This window comes from Nocardioides sp. (assembly GCF_035429765.1).
Lineage (GTDB): Bacteria > Actinomycetota > Actinomycetes > Propionibacteriales > Nocardioidaceae > Nocardioides.
On record NZ_DAOMFK010000032.1, the window covers coordinates 4,103 to 21,812 of the forward strand.

Sequence of the window (17,710 nt, forward strand, 5' to 3'; positions counted from 1 at the left end):
GGCCCCCGGTCGCACATCGGGAGAACTCCCGATCCGAGGCCGACTCAGACCAGCCCCGCCGACTCAGGCCAGCCCGGCCGACTCAGACCGCTCAGGTGAGCGACAGCTGCGCCCGCACCACGTCCGCGAGGCGGCCGGCGACGGCCTGGGCCTCGTCGGCGGTGGGGGCCTCCACCATCACCCGGACCAGCGGCTCGGTCCCGGACGGGCGGAGCAGGATCCGGCCGCTCTCGCCGAGCAGCGCCTCCTCCTCGGCGACGGCCGCGGCCAGCACGGCGTCCTCGTCCGCGCGGGCCTTGTCGACACCGGGCACGTTCACCAGCACCTGCGGCAGCCGGGTCATCACCGCGGCCAGCTCGCGCAGGCTCTTCCCGGTGGTGGCCATCCGCTCGAGAACCTGCAGCGCGGTGAGCGTCCCGTCGCCCGTGGTCGCGTGCTCGCGGAGGATCACGTGACCCGACTGCTCCCCTCCCAGGGAGTAGCCGGAGACCTTCATCGCCTCCAGGACGTACCGGTCGCCCACCTTGGTACGCCGCACGTTGACGCCGTGGGCCTTCATGGCCTGGCCGAAGCCGAGGTTGCTCATCACCGTGGCGACCACGGTGTCCTTCACCAGACGGCCGGACTCCTTCAGCGAGAGCGCGAGGATCGCCAGCAGCTGGTCGCCGTCGACCACCGTGCCCTCGTGGTCGACCGCGAGGCAGCGGTCGGCGTCGCCGTCGAGCGCGAACCCCACGTCGGCGCCCTCGCTGACCACGGTCGCCTGGAGTGCGGCCAGGTGCGTCGACCCGCAGCGGTCGTTGATGTTCACCCCGTCGGGGGTCGCGTGGATGGCGACCACGTCAGCGCCGGCGTCGCCCAGCGCCCGGGGCCCGGTCACCGACGCGGCGCCCTCGGCGCAGTCGATCACCACGCGCAGGCCGGCCAGCGGGTGCTCGATGGTGCGGACCAGGTGCGCGACGTACTCCTCGACCGCGGTGGGGTGGCCGGTCACCCGGCCGACGCCCGCGCCGACCGGTCGCTGCCACTCCTCGCGCATCCGCTGCTCGATGGCCACCTCGATGGCGTCGTCGAGCTTGTGCCCGCCCCGCGCGAGGAACTTGATGCCGTTGTCGGGCATCGGGTTGTGCGAGGCCGACAGCACCACGCCCAGGTCGGCCCCGAGCGTGTCGGTCAGGTAGGCGACGCCGGGAGTCGGCAGGACCCCGAGCAGGAGTACGTCGACGCCTGCCGAGGCGAGTCCCGCGACGACCGCCGCCTCCAGGAACTGGCCGGAGATCCGGGTGTCGCGACCGACCACGGCCAGGGGCCGGTGGCCGGCGAACACGCCCCGGTCGCCGAGGACGTGGGCGGCGGCGACGGAGAGGTCCAGGGCGAGCTCGGCGGTCAGCTCGCTGTTGGCCAGCCCCCGGACACCGTCGGTGCCGAAGAGTCGGGCCACCGGGTCACCGCTTGCTGTACTGCGGAGCCTTCCGGGCCTTCTTCAGGCCGGCCTTCTTGCGCTCGATCACCCGGGCGTCGCGGGTCAGCAGCCCGGCCTTCTTGAGCGCCGCGCGGTTCGCCTCGGTGTCCACCTCGTTGAGCGCTCGGGCCACGCCCAGCCGCAGCGCCCCGGCCTGCCCGGTGATGCCGCCACCGTGGATGCGGGCGATGACGTCGAAGCGGCCCTCCATCTGGGTGGTCACGAACGGCTCGTTGACGACCTGCTGGTGCAGCTTGTTCGGGAAGTAGGAGTCCAGGGTGCGTCCGTTGACCCGCCACTTGCCGGTGCCGGGCACGATGCGCACGCGCGCGACCGCCTCCTTGCGCCGGCCGGTGGCCGCGGCGGGAGCCACGGTGGCCACCTTGGTGCTGGTGGCGCCGGGCGCCGACTCGGAGGAGTAGGCGACCCCCTCGGCGTTGGCCTGGTAGGTCTCCACAGCCTCGTCCTGGGTGCTGGTCTCGGTGGTCTCAGCCACGATGTTTCACTCGATCCTTCGGGTTACTGGGAGACCTGGGAGATCTCGAACGGGGTGGGCTGCTGGGCCGCGTGCGGGTGGGTCGGACCCGAGTAGACCTTGAGCTTCTTGAGCATCTGGCGGCCGAGGCGGTTCTTGGGGAGCATGCCCCACACCGCGCTCTCGACCGCCTTGCGGGCGTCCTTCTCCAGCAGCTCCCCGATCGGGGTGGCGGTGAGGCCGCCCGGGTAGCCGGAGTGCCGGTAGGCCATCTTGGTCGACTTCTTCGACCCGGTCAGCGCGACCTTCTCGGCGTTGACGATGATGACGAAGTCACCGGTGTCGACGTGGGGGGCGAAGATCGCCTTGTGCTTGCCGCGCAGGAGGTTCGCGGTCTGGACGGCGAGCCGCCCGAGCACCACGTCGGTGGCGTCGATGACGTGCCACTGCCGCTGGATGTCAGCGGGCTTGGGGCTGTACGTGCGCACGGGTGCACTACCTTCTTCGTTCGTAGGACCCACCGGGCTCCCCGGCAGGCGGTGCTGCTGCGGCTTCTGACGAACACTGCCCGGCTTCACCTCGTCCGGGTCTGCACCGCGCCCGCGCAGGCGGGCTCGACGCGGCAGGAGTCGCGACCGCCCAGACTACGCGGGCGGCTTCGGCCAGGTCAAAACGAGCCGCCCCGCGTACCCCGGTGACCGGCGGAGGTCTAGGTTGGTCGGCAACGACCTCCGGGTGCCCCCTGACCGACACAGGAGCCGACGTGACCGACTCACCTGCCACCGGCGTGCCGTCGCTGACCGTCCGCGACAACCGCACCGGCCAGGAGTACGAGGTTCCCATCGTGGACGGCGCCGTCCGGGCCGCCGACCTCGGTGCGATCCGGGCCGGCGAGGGCACCCAGGGGCTGGCCGTCTACGACCCCGGCTTCGTCAACACCGCGTCCTGCCGTTCCTCGATCACCTACATCGACGGCGACAAGGGGGTGCTGGAGTACCGCGGCTACCCCATCGAGGAGCTGGCGGAGAGGTCGACGTTCCTCGAGGTGGCCTTCCTGCTCATCAACGGCCACCTGCCGAGCAAGGCCGAGTACGAGGAGTGGGTGTACCACATCACCTACCACACCTTCGTGCACGAGAACGTCAAGAACTTCGTGGAGGGCTTCCGGTACGACGCCCACCCGATGGGAATGCTGATGGCCTCGGTCGGCGCGCTCTCCACCTTCTACCCCGACGCGCGCAACATCACCGACGCGCACTCCCGGGAGATCCAGATCATCCGGATGATCGCCAAGATGCCGACGCTCGGCGCCTGGGCGTTCCGCCACGCGCAGGGCAAGCCCTACGTCTACCCGGACAACGACCTGGGCTACACGGCGAACTTCCTCTCGATGCTGTTCAAGATGAGCGAGCAGAAGTACGTCGCCGACGAGCGCCTGGTCCGCGCCCTGGACGTGCTGTTCATCCTGCACGCCGACCACGAGCAGAACTGCTCGACGAACGCGGTGCGGTCCGTGGGCTCCTCCCAGGTCGATCCCTACTCCGCGGTCGCGGCCGGGATCGCTGCGCTCTACGGGCCGCTGCACGGCGGCGCCAACGAGGCCGTGCTGCGGATGCTGCGCCGGATCGGCTCGATGGACAACATCCCGGCGTTCATCGAGGGGGTCAAGAGCGGCAACGAGCGGCTGATGGGCTTCGGCCACCGGGTGTACAAGAACCACGACCCGCGCGCGCGAATCATCAAGAAGGCATGTGACGACGTCTTCGAGGTCACCGGCCTCAACCCGCTGCTCAAGATCGCCCACGAGCTGGAGACCATCGCCCTGGAGGACGAGTACTTCGTCTCGCGCAGGCTCTACCCCAACGTGGACTTCTACTCCGGGCTGATCTACGAGGCGCTGCAGTTCCCGCCCGAGATGTTCACCGTGCTGTTCGCCATCGGCCGGACGCCGGGATGGCTGGCGCAGTGGCTGGAGCTGGTGCAGGACAAGGAGCAGAAGATCGCCCGGCCCAAGCAGATCTACACCGGGCAGCGGACAGTGGAGTTCGTGCCGGCCCCCGAGCGCTGGGCCTGAGCCCCACTTCCGCGACCCCGGCGGTCAGCGCAGAATAGGCCCCATGGAGCGGCTCAGCGGTCTGGACTCGGCCTTCTTCGCTCTGGAGACGCCCCACTCCACCGGGCACGTCGGCGGGCTGACGATCCTGGCGCCCTCCGCAGCCACCCGGGCGCTGGACCTCGCGCGGCTCACCGCGCTGTACGCCGAGCGGCTGCCACTGGTGCCGGTGATGCGCAAGCGGCTGGTCGGCCTGCCGCTGGGCATCGACCGGCCCTACTGGGTTGACGACCCCGACTTCGACCTGAGCTACCACCTGCGCGAGGACGGCCTGCCGCACCCGGGCGACGACACGCAGCTCGGCGAGCTGGTGGCCCGGCTGCACGCGCGACCGCTGGACCGGACCCGCCCGCTGTGGGAGGCCACCTTGATCACCGGCCTGGCCCGCGGCCGGGTCGCGGTCTACCTCAAGGTCCACCACGCCGCGATCGACGGCGTGAGCGGCGCCGACCTGCTGGCGGTGCTGACCGACACCGACCCCGGCGGCCGCACGCTGCCCGACCCGGAGCCGTGGAACCCCCCTCCCCTCCCCTCGCTCGCGCGGCTCGGCTGGTGGACGGCCAGGGACGTCGCGGTGTGGCCGGTCTCGGCGGCCAAGGTCGCCGTCGACTCGGTGCGCTCGCTGCCCAGGCTGCTCCCGGCGGTGTCCCGGCAGCGTGACCCGGGCCAGGTGACCAGCGCCCTCGACGGCCATCCCATCGACACCACAGCGGGGCTGGCCCCACCCACGCCGCTGAACCGCACCATCACGCCGCACCGCCGCTTCGCGTTCACCACCCTGAGCCTGGACCAGGTCAAGGAGGTCAAGAACGCCTTCGGGGTCTCGGTGAACGACGTCGTGATGGCCGTCAGCGCCGGGGTGCTGCGCACCTGGCTGCTGCAGCGCGACGCCCTCCCCGAGCACCCGCTGGCCGCAATGGTCCCGGTCTCGATCCGCGACGAGTCCGGGCACGGGCTGATGGGCAACCGCGTCTCGGCGATGCTGGCCCAGGTCCCCACCCACGTGGCCGACCCGGTGGCCCGGCTGGAGGCCGCCCACGAGGCCACCCGGCACGCCAAGGCCCAGCAGGGCCTCATCCCGCAGGGCCTCTTCGACGAGGCCACCGACCTGACGCCACCGGTCCTCACCAACGCGGCGTTCCGGCTGGTGTTCGACACGCACCTGCGCAACCGCCTGCCGGTGTTCAACGTGGTGATCTCGAACATCCCCGGCCCCCCGGTCCCGATGTACCTCGCCGGGGCCCGGGTGGAGGCCCACTTCCCGGTGTCGGTCGTCACCGACGGCCTGGCGCTCAACATCACGGTGATGAGCTACTGCGGACGGATGCAGTTCGGTCTCGTCGCCGACCGCAGCGCGGTCCCCGACGTGGACACGATCGCGGCGAACCTCCACGTCGAGCTCGCCGCTCTGCGCCGGGCGGCCCGGCGCGCCACCCGGGCTCAGACGATCGCGGAGTCCCGACCCTCCCAGTAGGGACGTCGCAGCTCGCGCTTGAGGATCTTCCCGGTCGGGTTGCGCGGCAGCAGCTCCACCACGTCCACCGACCGCGGGCACTTGAACCCCGCCAGCGACGCCCGGCACCAGGCGATGAGCTCCTCCTCGGTGGCGGCGGCCTCCGGGTGCAGCGAGACGACGGCCTTCACGCTCTCGCCCCAGCGCTGGTCGGGCACGCCGATGACGGCCACCTCCATCACTGCGGGGTGCTCGGCGAGCACACGCTCGATCTCCGGGGAGTAGACGTTCTCCCCACCGCTGATGATCATGTCCTTGAGCCGGTCCTGTACGAAGACGAACCCCTCGTCGTCGACCCGGCCGATGTCGCCGGTGCGGAACCAGCCGTCCGCGGTGACCACCTTGGCGGTCTCCTCCGGCTTGCCGAGGAAGCCCTTCATCAGCTGCGGGGTGCGCAGCCAGATCTCGCCGTGCTCGCCGGTGGGCACGTCCTCGAGCGTGCCGGGGTCGACGATCCGCACCTCGCAGCCCGGGATCGGCTGTCCGGCCGAGACCAGCCGCTCGGGGTGGTCGGGGTCCCGGTGCGCGTCGGGCATCAGGTGCGTCGCCACCCCGGCCACCTCGGTGAGCCCGTAGACCTGGATGAAGTCCGTCTCCGGCCAGGCCTCCATGGCGGCACGCAGCAGCGGCGGCGGCATCGGGGCGGCGCCGTAGGTGTAGGTCTTGAGCGCGCCGAACAGCCGGACGGCGTCCGGCCCGGCCTGGAGCACCTGGGCGAGCACGGCCGGCACGAGGAAGGTCCGGTTCGCGCCGGCGAGGATGGCCCCCGCCAGCGAGGCGGCATCAGGCTCCCGCGTCATCACGCTGGGGATCCCGTCGTGGAGGGAGAACAGCACGTACGACGAGCCGCCCACGTGGAACAGCGGCATCGACACCATGGACTTGTCACCCGGCTCGAACTCCCAGCCGTCGTGGGCGTTGAGCGTGTGCTGGACCATGTTCGCGTGGGAGAGCATCACCCCCTTGGGCCGCCCGGTGGTGCCCGAGGAGTACATCACCAGGCACACGTCGTCGGGCTCGACGTCGGAGGACCGGTCCAGGGGCGCGGCCGCGGCCAGCAGCCGTTCGTACTCGTCGCCCTCACCGCCCTCCGGTGTCACCTCGACGAGGTGGTCGACCCCCGTGAGCCGGTCGCGGATCGCCCCGACGGTCGGCATCAGCTCGCTGCCGACCAGCAGCACCTTGGCCCCGGAGTCGTTCACGGCGTAGTCCACCTCGTCGCCGGCGAGGCGCCAGTTGACGATCGCGTTGGCCGCGCCGAGTGACGCTGCGGCCAGCGACACCTCCACGCAGGCGGGGTGGTTCTTGTCCAGGAAGGCCACGACGTCCCCGCGGCCGACGCCGAGCCCGGCCAGCGCCCCCGCGGCCCGGCGGACCCGGTCGTTCCACTCGGCCCAGGTCCAGCTGCGTGAGAGGTAGCTCACCGCCTCCGCGTCGGGGGTGTGGGCGGCCCACCAGGCCACCCGGTCGTCGACGAAGACGGGCTCGGGAGGGGCGGAGGGATCGGTCATCGGAGTCTCCCTGGGTGCGTGGCGGCCGGGTGCGCCGAATCTGGCACGATCCCCTCGTTGTGACAAGGCTCACGGCCGCCCCGGGGCCCGGTGCCGGCCCGGGCGCGCCGTACCGTGGGGGCGACCCCAGGAGGTGCACACGTGACCCAGGAGCCGAGGCCGACCCGTCGGCACCTGCTCGGGTACGCCGGTGCGGGGGGGCTGGGCCTGGTGGCCGGCGGCGCCGCGGGCATCGCGCTGGGGCTGGGCGAGGACCCCGCGACCGGGGCGGAGCCGACCGTCCCGACCACCCTCAGCCCGTACGGACCGCACCAGCCCGGCGTCACCGCCCCCACGGCCCGCGCGAACCGGCTGGTGGCGCTGGACCTGCGTGCCGACGTCGACCGGGACGCGCTGGCCCGGCTGATGCGGCTGTGGAGCGGCACCCTCGCCGCGCTCACCCAGGGCCGGCCGGCACCCGGCGACACGGCGCCGGACCTGGCCCAGGCCAACACCGACCTCACCGTCACGGTGGGATGGGGACGCTCCCTCTTCGAGCGGACCGGGCTGGTCTCCGCCCGCCCCGCCGCCCTGGCCGAGGTGCCGGCGTTCACCCACGACCGGCTGGAGGAACGCTGGTCCGGCGGGGACCTGCTGCTGATGGTCGGGGCGGCCGAGGACACCACGGTGAACCACGCGCTGCGCCGGCTGCTGCTGGACGCCGAGCCCTTCGCCACCCAGCGGTGGGAGCAGGAGGGCTCCTGGCGCGGGCTCGACGCGCAGCAGTCCCCCCACACCGGCCGCAACCTGTTCGGCCAGGTGGACGGCACCGGCAACCTGCGGGTGGACGACCCGCTCTTCGACCCGACCGTGTGGGCCAAGACCCCCGGGTGGTTCGCCGGCGGCACCACGGTGGTGGTACGCCGGATCAGGATGGACCTCGACCTGTGGGACACCCTCACCCGGGCCGAGCAGGAGCAGGCCGTCGGCCGGGACCTGGCCGTGGGAGCGCCGCTCACGGGCACCGCCGAGACCGACGTGCCGGACCTCGACGCCCGCGACGAGCAGGGCCGGCCGGTCATCGCCGCGAACGCCCACGTCCGCCTCTCCCACCCCACGACGAACGGCGGCGCGCGGATCCTGCGCCGCGGCCTGAACTACACGGCGTACGACGCGCGGACCGGCCGGCGCGAGGCGGGGCTGGTCTTCTGCAGCTTCCAGGCCGACATCGACAGCCAGTTCACCAGGATCCAGCAACGGCTGGACCAGGGCGACGCGCTCAACGAGTGGACCACGGCGATCGGCAGCGCCGCCTTCGCGATCCTGCCCGGCTTCACCGAGGGCGGGTTCCTCGGTGACCGGCTGCTGGGGTAGCCGACGACCTGGCACCCACCAGCCGCAGCCAGGAGTAGGAGCCGAGCCCGACGGGGATGGGCAGCCAGAACGACAGCAGCCGCCAGGCCAGCACCCCGAGCAGGGCCGCACCCCCGGGCACACCGAAGGACACCAGCATCGGCACCGCCACCCCCTCGACCAGACCGATCCCTCCGGGGGTGAGCGGCAGCATCGCGATCAGCGACACCACGGCGTGGGTCGTGACCAGGCCGCCCGGGTTCGCGGCCACCCCGAAGGCCCACAGGCAGGTCCACAGCGCCGACACGTCCAAGGCCCAGTTCCCGAGGCCCCAGAGCAGCGCCTGCCGGCTGCGGGCGCCGCCGCGGGTCAGGGTCTGCACGAGGGCGATCAGGCTGCGGACCCAGCCCTCGAGCACCTGCGGCCGCAGCAGGGGCACGTGCGCCGCGACCCGGTGGGTCACCGCCACCACGGCCTCGGGCCGAGCCGTCAGCACCGCCACCACGCCACCGGTGGCCGTCAGCGCCACGACCGCCACCACGCACGCGGTCTTGAGGAGGGGCTGGGTCCCGGGGTGCGGCACCGCGAGGACCAGGCCCAGCCCGAGGCCGGCGACCAGCCACATCGTGGTGATCGCGGTCTCGGCGGTCGCCGCGCTGGCCGCCGCTCCCGACCCCACCCCGTGGCTTCCCAGCAGCCGGTAGCGCAGCACCGCGGCGGACGCCCCACCGCCGGGCAGCACGCGGCTCGAGCCGTTCCCGGTCAGGTCGATCGCGAGGACCGTCGGGTACCCCGGCCGGGAGGTGGGCAGCAGGGTCCGGGTGAGGCCGCTGAAGCACGCGAACGACCCCAGCTCCAGCACCAGCGCGAGCGCCAGCAGCCAGGGCTGCGCCGAGTCGACGACCTCCCAGGACCGGCGCAGCCCGACCAGCACGTCCACCGACGTGAGCTCGAGGACCAGCACGGTGACCAGGAGCAGGACGATCCAGACCACCCAGCGTCGTCGGGTCCGTGGAGAGCTCGGGCGCTCCATACGCCCAGCGTCCCACGTCTGCGCCGGTCCTAGCATGGGGGTGTGACCGCTGCCAGCGCCCCGCCGGCGGCACCCGCCCCGTGGGCTGCGGCGGCGGACGCGGTCCTGGCCGGCGTGGCGTCGTCGCCCCAGGGTCTGAGCGCGGCGGAGGCTGACGACCGCCTGGCGGCTGCGCCGCCGGCCGCCGGCCCTCGGCGTGCCGGCTGGGTCCGCGAGCTGACCAGGCAGTTCACCAGTCCGATCGTGCTGATCCTGCTCGCGGCGACGGTGATCTCGATGGCGGTGGGCGACGTGACCGACGGCCTCATCATCATCGCGATCATCGTGGCCAGCGGGCTCCTCGGCTTCGCCCAGGACCACCGCGCGGGCCGCGACGTGGCCGCCCTGACGGCCAGGGTCCAGGTCGAGGCCACCGTGCTGAGGGACGGGTCGCCCACGCAGGTCCCCGTCGCCCACGTGGTCCGCGGCGACGTGGTGCACCTCGCCACCGGGAGCGTGATCCCGGCCGACTGCCGGCTGCTGGGCGCCGATGAGCTGCTGGTCGACGAGTCGGCGCTCACCGGCGAGTCGTTCCCCGCGGAGAAGCAGGCCGACGTCGTGCTGTCCGCAGCGACCCCCGTGGCCGGCCGCGTCAACAGCGTGTTCTTCGGCACCCACGTGGTCAGCGGGACGGCGAACGCCGTCGCGCTGGGCACCGGGCGGGACACCGAGCTCGGCCGGGTGACCAAGGACCTGCGCGGCGCCGCCCCGACCACGGCCTACGAGCGCGGCTCCAGCCGGTTCGGCTACCTGCTCGTGCGGCTGATGCTGGTGCTGACCGTGTTCATCTTCGCGGTGAACGCCGTCCTGGGTCGGCCGCTGCTGGACTCGCTGCTGTTCTCCCTCGCCCTCGCCGTGGGCCTCACCCCCCAGATGCTGCCCGCCATCGTCACCATCAGCCTGTCCTCGGGTGCGCGGCTGCTGGCCCGGCGGAAGGTCATCGTGAAGCGGTTGGAGGTCATCGAGGACCTCGGCTCGATGAGCATCCTGTGCACCGACAAGACCGGCACCCTCACCGAGGGCGCCCCACGGCTGGACCGGGCCCTGGACGTGTCCGGCCGCGAGTCGGAGGCCGTCCTCACCCTGGCCGCGCTGAACGCCGGGCTGCAGGACGGGTTCGTGAACCCCATGGACCAGGCGATCGTCGCCCGGCAGGCACCGCCACCCGGCGCCACGGCGCTCGACCAGGTCCCCTACGACTTCACCCGCAAGCGGCTCTCGGTGCTCACCGACGTCGACGGATGGCCCACCCTGGTCACCAAGGGGGCCGTGCAGGGGGTGCTCTCCGTGTGCACCCGGGCGGAGGTCGACGGCACCGCGGTCGACCTCGCCGACGTCCGCGACGACGTGACCGACCGGTTCGCCCGGCTGAGCGCGGACGGGTTCCGGGTGCTGGCGCTGGCGACCCGTCGCTACGACCGCGACCCCGGCGACCTCGGCCCGGAGGCGGAGGAGGGACTGACCCTGCGCGGGCTGCTGGCCTTCCACGACCCCGTCAAGGCCACGGCCGGCGAGGCGGTGACCCGCCTGCGGGAGCTGGGCGTCTCGGTCCGCCTGCTCACCGGGGACAACGCCCTGGCCGCTCGGGCCACCGCCGCGAGCGTCGGCCTGTCCACCGACCGGGTCCTCACCGGTCCGCACGTGGACGCGATGGACGACCCCGCTCTGGCCGAGGCGGTCCAGCGGGTCGAGGTGTTCGCCGAGGTGGAGCCGCACCACAAGCGCCGCGTGCTGCTGTCCCTGCGCACCGGCGGCGCCGGCGTCGGCTTCCTGGGCGACGGGATCAACGACGCCCCGGCACTGCACGCGGCCGACGTCGGCATCTCGGTGGACACGGCCGTGGACGTCGCCAAGGAGGCGGCCGCGGTCGTGCTGCTGGACAAGACGCTGGACGTCGTCCTGGACGGGGTGACGCTGGGGCGGCGTACCTTCGCCAACACCCTCAAGTACGTCCGGCTCACCACGAGCGCGAACTTCGGCAACATGCTGGCGATGGCGGCGGCGAGCCTCGTCCTGCCGTTCCTGCCGCTGCTGCCGCGGCAGATCCTGCTGCTCAACTTCCTCACCGACATCCCCTCCACCGCGATCGCCGAGGACGAGGTGGACCCGGAGCAGACGCTCCGCCCCGCCTCCTGGGACCTGCCCGACATCCGCCGGTTCCTGGTCGTCTTCGGCAGCGTCTCGACGTTCTTCGACGTGGTCACCTTCGCGGTGCTGCTCGGGGTGCTCGACGCGTCGGCCACCGAGTTCCGCAGCGCCTGGTTCATCGAGTCCACCGTCAGCGAGCTGCTCGTGCTCTTCTCGCTGCGCACCCGGCGGCCGATGCTCTCCTCGCGACCCGCCCGGCTGCTCGTCGGGCTGAGCGTCGCGGTCGGGGTGAGCGTGGTCGTCATCCCCTTCCTGCCCGTGGTGGCGAGCGCCCTGGGCCTGGACCGTCCCGGCCCCGACCTCCTGCTCGCCATCGCCGGCATCGCCGTGGCGTACGTCGTGACCAACGAGGCCGTCAAACGGGTCTACTACCGTCGCTACCCCGGCACCGGGACTTTTTGGCTGGAGCCAAGCGACGACTCAGCCTGCTCACAGCCGACGCCGCGAGACTGAGGCCATGACCTACGAGCAGTTCCCCGAGCCGACGCGCCCGATCCCCACCGCCACCGACGACCAGCTCCCGCCGACGCCGGTGCCGCCACCCCCCGCTCCTCCCGGCGGCCGCCCGCCGCGGCGCGGCATGTTCGCGGCCTCGGTGGTCGCCGCGTCGGTGCTGCTCGGGGGTGCCGCGGGGCTCGGGGGTGCCGCCGCCTGGGACGCCACCCAGTCCGAGGACCAGCCTGCGAGCACCGTGGCCACCTCCGCCTCGCCGGTCGCCAACCAGGTCCCGGCCGCCCCCGAGGGCTCCGTGGAGAAGGTCGCGGCCGAGGTGCTGCCCTCGGTGGTGAAGATCCTGGTGTCCGGCCCCGAGGGTTCGGGCTCCGGCTCGGGCATCATCTTGAGCCAGGACGGCCTCATCCTCACCAACAACCACGTGGTCGAGCTCGCCGCGGGCGGGGGCGGCACTCTGGCCGTCTCGTTCAACGACGGCAGCAGCGCGAGCGCGACGGTCGTCGGCACCGACCCGCTCACCGACACCGCGGTGATCCAGGCCGAGGACGTCTCCGGCCTCACCCCGGCGACCATCGGCACCTCGGCCGACCTGCGGGTCGGCCAGGAGGTGGTCGCGATCGGCTCGCCGTTCGGGCTGCAGTCCACCGTGACCAGTGGCATCGTGAGCGCCCTCAACCGGCCGGTCAACGTCGGCTCCGACAGCCAGGGCAACTCCACGACGTACCCCGCGATCCAGACCGACGCGGCGATCAACCCCGGCAACAGCGGGGGACCGCTGGTCGACATGAACGGCTCGGTGGTCGGCATCAACTCCTCCATCCGCACGGCCTCCAACGACACCTCCGGCGGCCAGGCCGGCTCGATCGGCCTCGGCTTCGCGATCCCCATGGACGAGGTCATGCCGATCGTCCAGCAGATGATCGACGGCGACCCGGTGACCCACGCGCGGCTCGGGGTCAGCGTGAGCGACCAGGCCAGCTCCGGCGACTCCGGTCTGCTGGTGGGGGCACAGGTGGGGCAGGTCTCCGCCGGCTCGGCGGCCGAGAAGGCCGGCCTGCAGGCCGGCGACGTGATCACCCAGGTCGACGCCACGCAGATCACCGGCTCGGACTCGCTGGTGGCCACGATCCGGGCCTACCGCCCCGGCGACCAGGTGAAGGTCACCTGGACCCGCGACGGCGAGACCCAGAGCGCCACGGTGACCCTGGACTCCGACGCGCAGGCGCAGGACCAGTAGGCCCGGACGGTCAGCGAGCCCGACGGACCCGGCCTTCGTCCCAGACCGGGCCGTCGGACTCGTAGACCTCCCCGTCCGCGCCGTACACCAGGAACCGGTCGAACCCCCGCGCGAACCAGCGGTCGTGGGTGACCGCGAGCACCGTGCCCTCGAACGAGTCGAGGCCCTCCTCGAGGGCCTCCGCCGACTCCACGTCCAGGTTGTCGGTCGGCTCGTCCAGCAGGAGGAGCGTGGCCCCGGAGAGCTCCAGGAGAAGGATCTGGAACCTGGCCTGCTGACCCCCGGACAGGGAGTCGAAGGTCTGCTCCGCGGCGTGGGCGAGCTCGTAGCGGTCCAGGACCCGGCTGGCCTGCTCCCGGCCCATCCCCTGCCGGCCCCGGCCGTCGGCCGTGGCGTCACCGCGGTGCAGGATCTCCAGCAGCGTCCGGCCGACCAGCTCGGGGTGCTCGTGGGTCTGCACGAACCAGCCCGGCCGGACCCGCGCCCCCAGCCGCGCCTTCCCGGTGTGCGGCACCGCAGCGGCCACGTCCCCCGGGCCGCTGGCCACCGGGCGGTGCTCCAGGTCCGGGTCACTGCCGCCGGCCGCCAGCAGCCGCAGGAAGTGGGACTTGCCCGACCCGTTGGACCCGAGCACCGCGACCCGCTCGCCGTACCAGATCTCCAGGTCGAAAGGACGCATCAGCCCGGTCAGCTCGAGCTGCTCGCAGATCACGGCCCGCTTGCCGGTGCGTCCGCCGCGCAGCCGCATGCTCAGCTGCTGCTCGCGGGGCTGCTCGGTGGGCGGTCCCGCCTCCTCGAACTTGCGCAGCCGGGTCTGCGCGGCCTGGTAGCGGCTGGCCAGCCCGTCGTTGTAGGCCGCCTTCTGCTTGTACATGAGCACCAGCGCGCGCAGCTTCGCGTGCTCCTCGTCCCAGCGCCGCCGCAGCTCCTCGAACCGGGCGAAGCGGTCCCGCCGGGCCTGGTGGTAGGACGCGAAGCCGCCGGGGTGGGTCCACACCCGGTTGCCGGCGCTGCCGAGCTCGACGGTGACGATCCTGGTCGCGGTGTTGGCCAGCAGCTCGCGGTCGTGGGAGATGAGCAGGATGGTCTTGTCCGACTCGCGCAGCCGCTGCTCGAGCCACATCTTGCCGGGCACGTCGAGGTAGTTGTCGGGCTCGTCCAGCAGCAGCACCTGGTCGGGGCCGCGGAGGAGGTACTCCAGCACGACCCTCTTCTGCTCGCCCCCGGACAGGGTCGCCAGCCGGCGGTACTTCGCCCGGTCGAAGGGCACCCCCAGCGCCGCCACGGTGCACACGTCCCAGGTGACCTCGAGGTCGTAGCCGCCGGCGTCGGCGTACTCCGCCAGCGCCTCGGCGTACCGCAGCTGTGTCTTCTCCTCGTCGGCGTCCATCAGCGCCCGCTCGCAGGCGTCCACCTCGGCCGAGGCGGTCTGCACCCGCGCCGGCGCCACCGAGAGCAGCAGGTCGGCGACCGTGGGATCCGGTCGCGCCTCCACGACCCCCTGCCCCACGAACTGGCGCATCACGCCGAGCCCGCCGGAGCGGGTGATGGCCCCGGCGTGGGGGGTGAGCTCGCCGGTGACCAGCCGCAGCAGCGTGGTCTTGCCGGCACCGTTCGCGCCCACCAGGGCCACCGTCGCGCCGTCGCCGATGCGGAACGACACGTCGTCGAGCAGCACCCGCCCGTCGGGCAGCTCGTAGCGCACCCCGGCGACGTCCACGTGACCCACGGGGAGCCATTCTGCGCTGCCGGGCCGGGGGATGGCCACCGAGTTACCGCTCCCCGGCTGGCCGGCCCGCGTTGTGCCTGGGTGCGCCCAGCGGAGCAGGGGGGCACCGGCGCTGCATTGACACCGGCCCCTTGGGCGGCTCACAGGGAAGCCACAGGGTCGGCAGGGACCGTGGGGTCCATGACAGCTTCGAGAGTCCGCACCACCCGCGGGGCCAAGGCGGCGGTCGTCGGCCTGGGCGTCGTCGGGGCGCTCGGGACGGCCGCCGCCCTTGGTGTGGCCACCGGGCAGGCCACCGCCGACACCGGCACCACCTCCGGCGGCTCGGCCCCACGCGCCCAGCGGGAGGCGGACGACGACGGGCGGTGGACCCCGGTCCAGCCCCCCTCCGCCCAGCAGCCGGCCGCCCCACCGGCCGCCCAGAGCTCCGGGTCCTGAGGTGACCACCGCACAGGACTGGTCGCTGTGGAGCACCTCCGCCCGCCTGGTGGTGACCCGCGATGCCGCGCTCGCGACGGCACGCGAGATCGTGGACGGGATCCTGGCGGAGGTGGAGCTGGCCTGCAGCCGGTTCCGCGACGACTCCGAGATCCGCACGCTGAGCCCCGGGCCGGACGGCACCGTGACCGTCTCGCCGGTGCTGGCGGACCTGCTGGCCGCGGCGCTGGACGCGGCCCTGCGGACGGACGGAGCCGTGGACCCGACGGTCGGCGGCACCCTCGCCGACCTCGGCTACGACCGGGACATCACCATGCTCGACCTGACCGGTGAGCGGCCCGTGGCGCGGGTACGGCGTACCCCCGGCTGGCGGGTCGTCGGGCTCACCGGCCGCACTCTCCGGCTGCCCGCCGGGGTGGAGCTCGACCTCGGCGCGACCGCGAAGGCCGTGGCCGCCGACCGGTGCGCGGTAGCGGTCGCGGACCGGCTCGGCTGCGGTGTGCTGGTCAGCCTGGGCGGCGACATCGCCGCCGCCGGGCCGGCCCCCGTCGGGGGCTGGCAGATCCTGGTCCAAGACACCCCCGGAGACCCGGCGGCCCGCATCGGGCTGGCCGCGGGAACCGCGGTCGCCACGTCGAGCTCGGTACGCCGCACCTGGCGCCGCGGCGGGGCCACCGTCCACCACGTGGTCGACCCACGCACCTCGCGGCCCGCCCGGACCCCCTGGCGGACGGTGAGCGTCGTGGCCGGCACCTGCGCGGAGGCCAACGCCGCCGCCACCGCGACGTTGAGCCGCGGGAACGAGGGCCTGACCTGGCTCACCGCCCAGGGTCTGCCCGCCCGGCTGGTCGACCACGACCGCCGGGTCCGACTGCTGGGTGGCTGGCCCGAGGAGGTCGCGGCATGAACGAAGCACTCTGGGCGCTCGGGCGAGGCACCGGCGTCGTGGCGCTGGTGATGTTCACCCTCGCCCTGGTGCTGGGCATCGTGACCCGGTCGGGACGTCCGCTGCCCGGCCTGGGCCGGTTCGGCGCGGCCGAGCTGCACCGCACCGTCGCGCTGACCGGCACCGGCCTGGTGCTCGCCCACCTGGGGAGCCTGTTCCTGGACCCCTACGCCCAGCTGCGCCTGGTGGACATGGTCGTCCCGTTCCTGGGCGTGGCCAAGCCGCTCTGGCTCGGGCTGGGGACGCTGGCGGTCGACCTCCTCGCAGTGGTCACCGTCGTGAGCCTGCTCCGCCACCGGGTCGGACCACGGGTCTTCCGGGCGGTGCACTGGGCGACGTACCTGCTGTGGCCGGTCGCCGTCCTGCACGCCCTCGGCAACGGCACCGACGCCGCCTCGGCGTGGATGGTCGGCCTGGTCGCGGTCTCCACCGGCGCGGTCGCGAGCGCGGTCGCCTGGCGGCTCATGCCGTCCTTCGCCGAGCGTGGCTGGCGGCGGACCCCCCGCATCCTCACCTCCGGAAGGACCCGCTGATGACGCCCCTCGCCGCACCCGCCGACACCCGACGGCTGCTCGACGCCGGTCCGCTCGGGCCGCTGCCCGACCTGGACGCCGCCGGGCTGGTGCGGCTGGTGGAGGCGGCCGGGCTGACCGGCCGTGGCGGCGCAGGCTTCCCGACCGCGGTCAAGCTGCGGGCCGTCGCGGGCGCGGGACGGACACCCGCCGTGGTGGGCAACGCCATGGAGGGCGAGCCGCTCAGCCACAAGGACAAGGTCCTGCTCACCCACGCGCCGCGACTCGTGGTCGACGGGCTGACCTTGGTGGCCCGGGCACTGCGGACCCGGCGGGTCGTCCTGGCCGTCGGCCCGGACGTGCCGGCCGAGGTCGCCGAGAGCGCCGTGCGCGGCCACCGGATCGAGGTACGCCGGCTGTCCGGCGGCTTCGTCGCCGGCCAGGAGACGGCGCTCGTCAACCAGCTGGAGGGGCGGCCCGCGGTCCCCCGGGATCCACTCACGCGGGTGACCGAGCGCGGGCTCGGGGGCCGGCCCACCCTGGTCGCCAACGCCGAGACCCTGGCGCAGCTGGCCCTGCTCGCCCGGTTCGGTCCGGAGTGGTTCCGCTCGGTCGGCACTCCCGAGGACCCGGGCACCTCGCTGTTCACGATCAGCGGTGCGGTGGCCCGGCCGGGAGTGGTCGAGGCCGCCCGCGGCACCCGGCTGCGCGACGTGCTCGCCTCGGCCCGGCCCGCCCCGGACCTGGCCGCCGTGCTGGTGGGCGGCTA

Annotated in this window: 15 protein-coding genes; 9 read left to right on the forward strand and 6 right to left on the reverse strand. The window is 73.3% G+C overall.

The genetic code is table 11. The features are described from left to right. Nucleotides 1-91 precede the first annotated feature (91 nt). From glmM to rplM, 3 genes are read right to left on the reverse strand one after another with little or no spacing between them, the layout of a single operon-like run. A complete protein-coding gene (gene glmM / locus PLP61_RS05385; RefSeq protein ID WP_324501115.1) occupies nucleotides 92-1,441 on the reverse strand; it encodes a phosphoglucosamine mutase in 1,350 nt (449 codons plus the stop codon). A gap of 4 nt (nucleotides 1,442-1,445) precedes the next feature. Continuing rightward, a complete protein-coding gene (gene rpsI / locus PLP61_RS05390) occupies nucleotides 1,446-1,958 on the reverse strand; it encodes a 30S ribosomal protein S9 (RefSeq protein ID WP_324501117.1) in 513 nt (170 codons plus the stop codon). Between the two features lie 23 nt (nucleotides 1,959-1,981). Beyond that, nucleotides 1,982-2,425 carry a 50S ribosomal protein L13 gene (gene rplM, locus PLP61_RS05395; RefSeq protein ID WP_324501119.1) on the reverse strand — a complete coding sequence of 148 codons (444 nt, stop codon included), beginning with the start codon at nucleotides 2,423-2,425 and terminating at the stop codon, nucleotides 1,982-1,984. A gap of 275 nt (nucleotides 2,426-2,700) precedes the next feature. On the opposite strand from rplM, the gene PLP61_RS05400 reads away from it, so the two are divergent. Both PLP61_RS05400 and PLP61_RS05405 read left to right on the forward strand, forming a co-directional pair. Further along, nucleotides 2,701-4,011 carry a citrate synthase gene (locus tag PLP61_RS05400; protein WP_324501121.1) on the forward strand — a complete coding sequence of 437 codons (1,311 nt, stop codon included), beginning with the start codon at nucleotides 2,701-2,703 and terminating at the stop codon, nucleotides 4,009-4,011. Nucleotides 4,012-4,054: 43 nt separating this feature from the next. Continuing rightward, nucleotides 4,055-5,524, forward strand: coding sequence for a WS/DGAT/MGAT family O-acyltransferase (locus PLP61_RS05405; RefSeq protein WP_324501124.1), 1,470 nt, complete (start codon nucleotides 4,055-4,057; stop codon nucleotides 5,522-5,524). Here PLP61_RS05405 and PLP61_RS05410 read toward each other — a convergent pair. Beyond that, nucleotides 5,491-7,074 (reverse strand): long-chain-fatty-acid--CoA ligase, encoded by a 1,584-nt coding sequence (locus PLP61_RS05410; protein ID WP_324501126.1) that lies wholly within the window; start codon nucleotides 7,072-7,074, stop codon nucleotides 5,491-5,493. The two genes, PLP61_RS05405 and PLP61_RS05410, sit on opposite strands and share 34 nt — an antisense overlap. 141 nt (nucleotides 7,075-7,215) lie before the next feature. Here PLP61_RS05410 and PLP61_RS05415 point away from each other — a divergent pair, with 141 nt between their 5' ends. After that, on the forward strand, nucleotides 7,216-8,427 hold the full coding sequence (locus PLP61_RS05415) for a Dyp-type peroxidase (protein WP_324501127.1): 1,212 nt from the start codon (nucleotides 7,216-7,218) through the stop codon (nucleotides 8,425-8,427). Here PLP61_RS05415 and PLP61_RS05420 read toward each other — a convergent pair. Continuing rightward, nucleotides 8,387-9,439, reverse strand: a complete 1,053-nt coding sequence (locus tag PLP61_RS05420; protein ID WP_324501129.1) for a lysylphosphatidylglycerol synthase transmembrane domain-containing protein — start codon at nucleotides 9,437-9,439, stop codon at nucleotides 8,387-8,389. The two genes, PLP61_RS05415 and PLP61_RS05420, sit on opposite strands and share 41 nt — an antisense overlap. A 42-nt stretch (nucleotides 9,440-9,481) precedes the next feature. On the opposite strand from PLP61_RS05420, the gene mgtA reads away from it, so the two are divergent. Together mgtA and PLP61_RS05430 are read left to right on the forward strand one after the other, a co-directional pair. Beyond that, nucleotides 9,482-12,079, forward strand: a complete 2,598-nt coding sequence (mgtA, locus tag PLP61_RS05425) for a magnesium-translocating P-type ATPase (RefSeq protein ID WP_324501131.1) — start codon at nucleotides 9,482-9,484, stop codon at nucleotides 12,077-12,079. 4 nt (nucleotides 12,080-12,083) lie between these two features. Continuing rightward, nucleotides 12,084-13,316 (forward strand): S1C family serine protease, encoded by a 1,233-nt coding sequence (locus PLP61_RS05430; protein ID WP_324501133.1) that lies wholly within the window; start codon nucleotides 12,084-12,086, stop codon nucleotides 13,314-13,316. 10 nt (nucleotides 13,317-13,326) lie between these two features. Here PLP61_RS05430 and PLP61_RS05435 read toward each other — a convergent pair whose 3' ends face one another. Further along, on the reverse strand, nucleotides 13,327-15,045 hold the full coding sequence (locus PLP61_RS05435) for an ABC-F family ATP-binding cassette domain-containing protein (protein WP_324501135.1): 1,719 nt from the start codon (nucleotides 15,043-15,045) through the stop codon (nucleotides 13,327-13,329). 180 nt (nucleotides 15,046-15,225) lie between these two features. On the opposite strand from PLP61_RS05435, the gene PLP61_RS05440 reads away from it, so the two are divergent. From PLP61_RS05440 to PLP61_RS05455, 4 genes are all read left to right on the forward strand, one after another. Beyond that, entirely contained in the window at nucleotides 15,226-15,483 is a 258-nt protein-coding gene (locus tag PLP61_RS05440) for a hypothetical protein (RefSeq protein WP_324501137.1), read from the forward strand. A 1-nt stretch (nucleotide 15,484) separates the two neighbouring features. Further along, nucleotides 15,485-16,390: an FAD:protein FMN transferase gene (locus tag PLP61_RS05445; RefSeq protein WP_324501139.1), complete on the forward strand. Its 906-nt coding sequence runs from the start codon at nucleotides 15,485-15,487 to the stop codon at nucleotides 16,388-16,390. Continuing rightward, complete coding sequence (locus PLP61_RS05450; RefSeq protein ID WP_324501141.1) at nucleotides 16,387-16,962, forward strand: ferric reductase-like transmembrane domain-containing protein; 576 nt, start codon at nucleotides 16,387-16,389, stop codon at nucleotides 16,960-16,962. The genes PLP61_RS05445 and PLP61_RS05450 overlap by 4 nt, the downstream gene beginning before the upstream one ends. Next, nucleotides 16,962-17,710: SLBB domain-containing protein (locus PLP61_RS05455; RefSeq protein ID WP_324501143.1), on the forward strand; the 749-nt coding region annotated here is incomplete at its 3' end. The genes PLP61_RS05450 and PLP61_RS05455, both read left to right, overlap by 1 nt.

Bases quoted from the DNA above. Each gene is read 5' to 3' on its own strand.
- PLP61_RS05405 (WP_324501124.1), top strand. From the start codon at position 4,055: ATGGAGCGGCTCAGCGGTCTGGACTCGGCCTTCTTCGCTCTGGAGACG.
- PLP61_RS05410 (WP_324501126.1), bottom strand. From the start codon at position 7,074: ATGACCGATCCCTCCGCCCCTCCCGAGCCCGTCTTCGTCGACGACCGG.
- PLP61_RS05420 (WP_324501129.1), bottom strand. From the start codon at position 9,439: ATGGAGCGCCCGAGCTCTCCACGGACCCGACGACGCTGGGTGGTCTGG.
- PLP61_RS05430 (WP_324501133.1), top strand. From the start codon at position 12,084: ATGACCTACGAGCAGTTCCCCGAGCCGACGCGCCCGATCCCCACCGCC.
- PLP61_RS05440 (WP_324501137.1), top strand. From the start codon at position 15,226: ATGACAGCTTCGAGAGTCCGCACCACCCGCGGGGCCAAGGCGGCGGTC.
- PLP61_RS05450 (WP_324501141.1), top strand. From the start codon at position 16,387: ATGAACGAAGCACTCTGGGCGCTCGGGCGAGGCACCGGCGTCGTGGCG.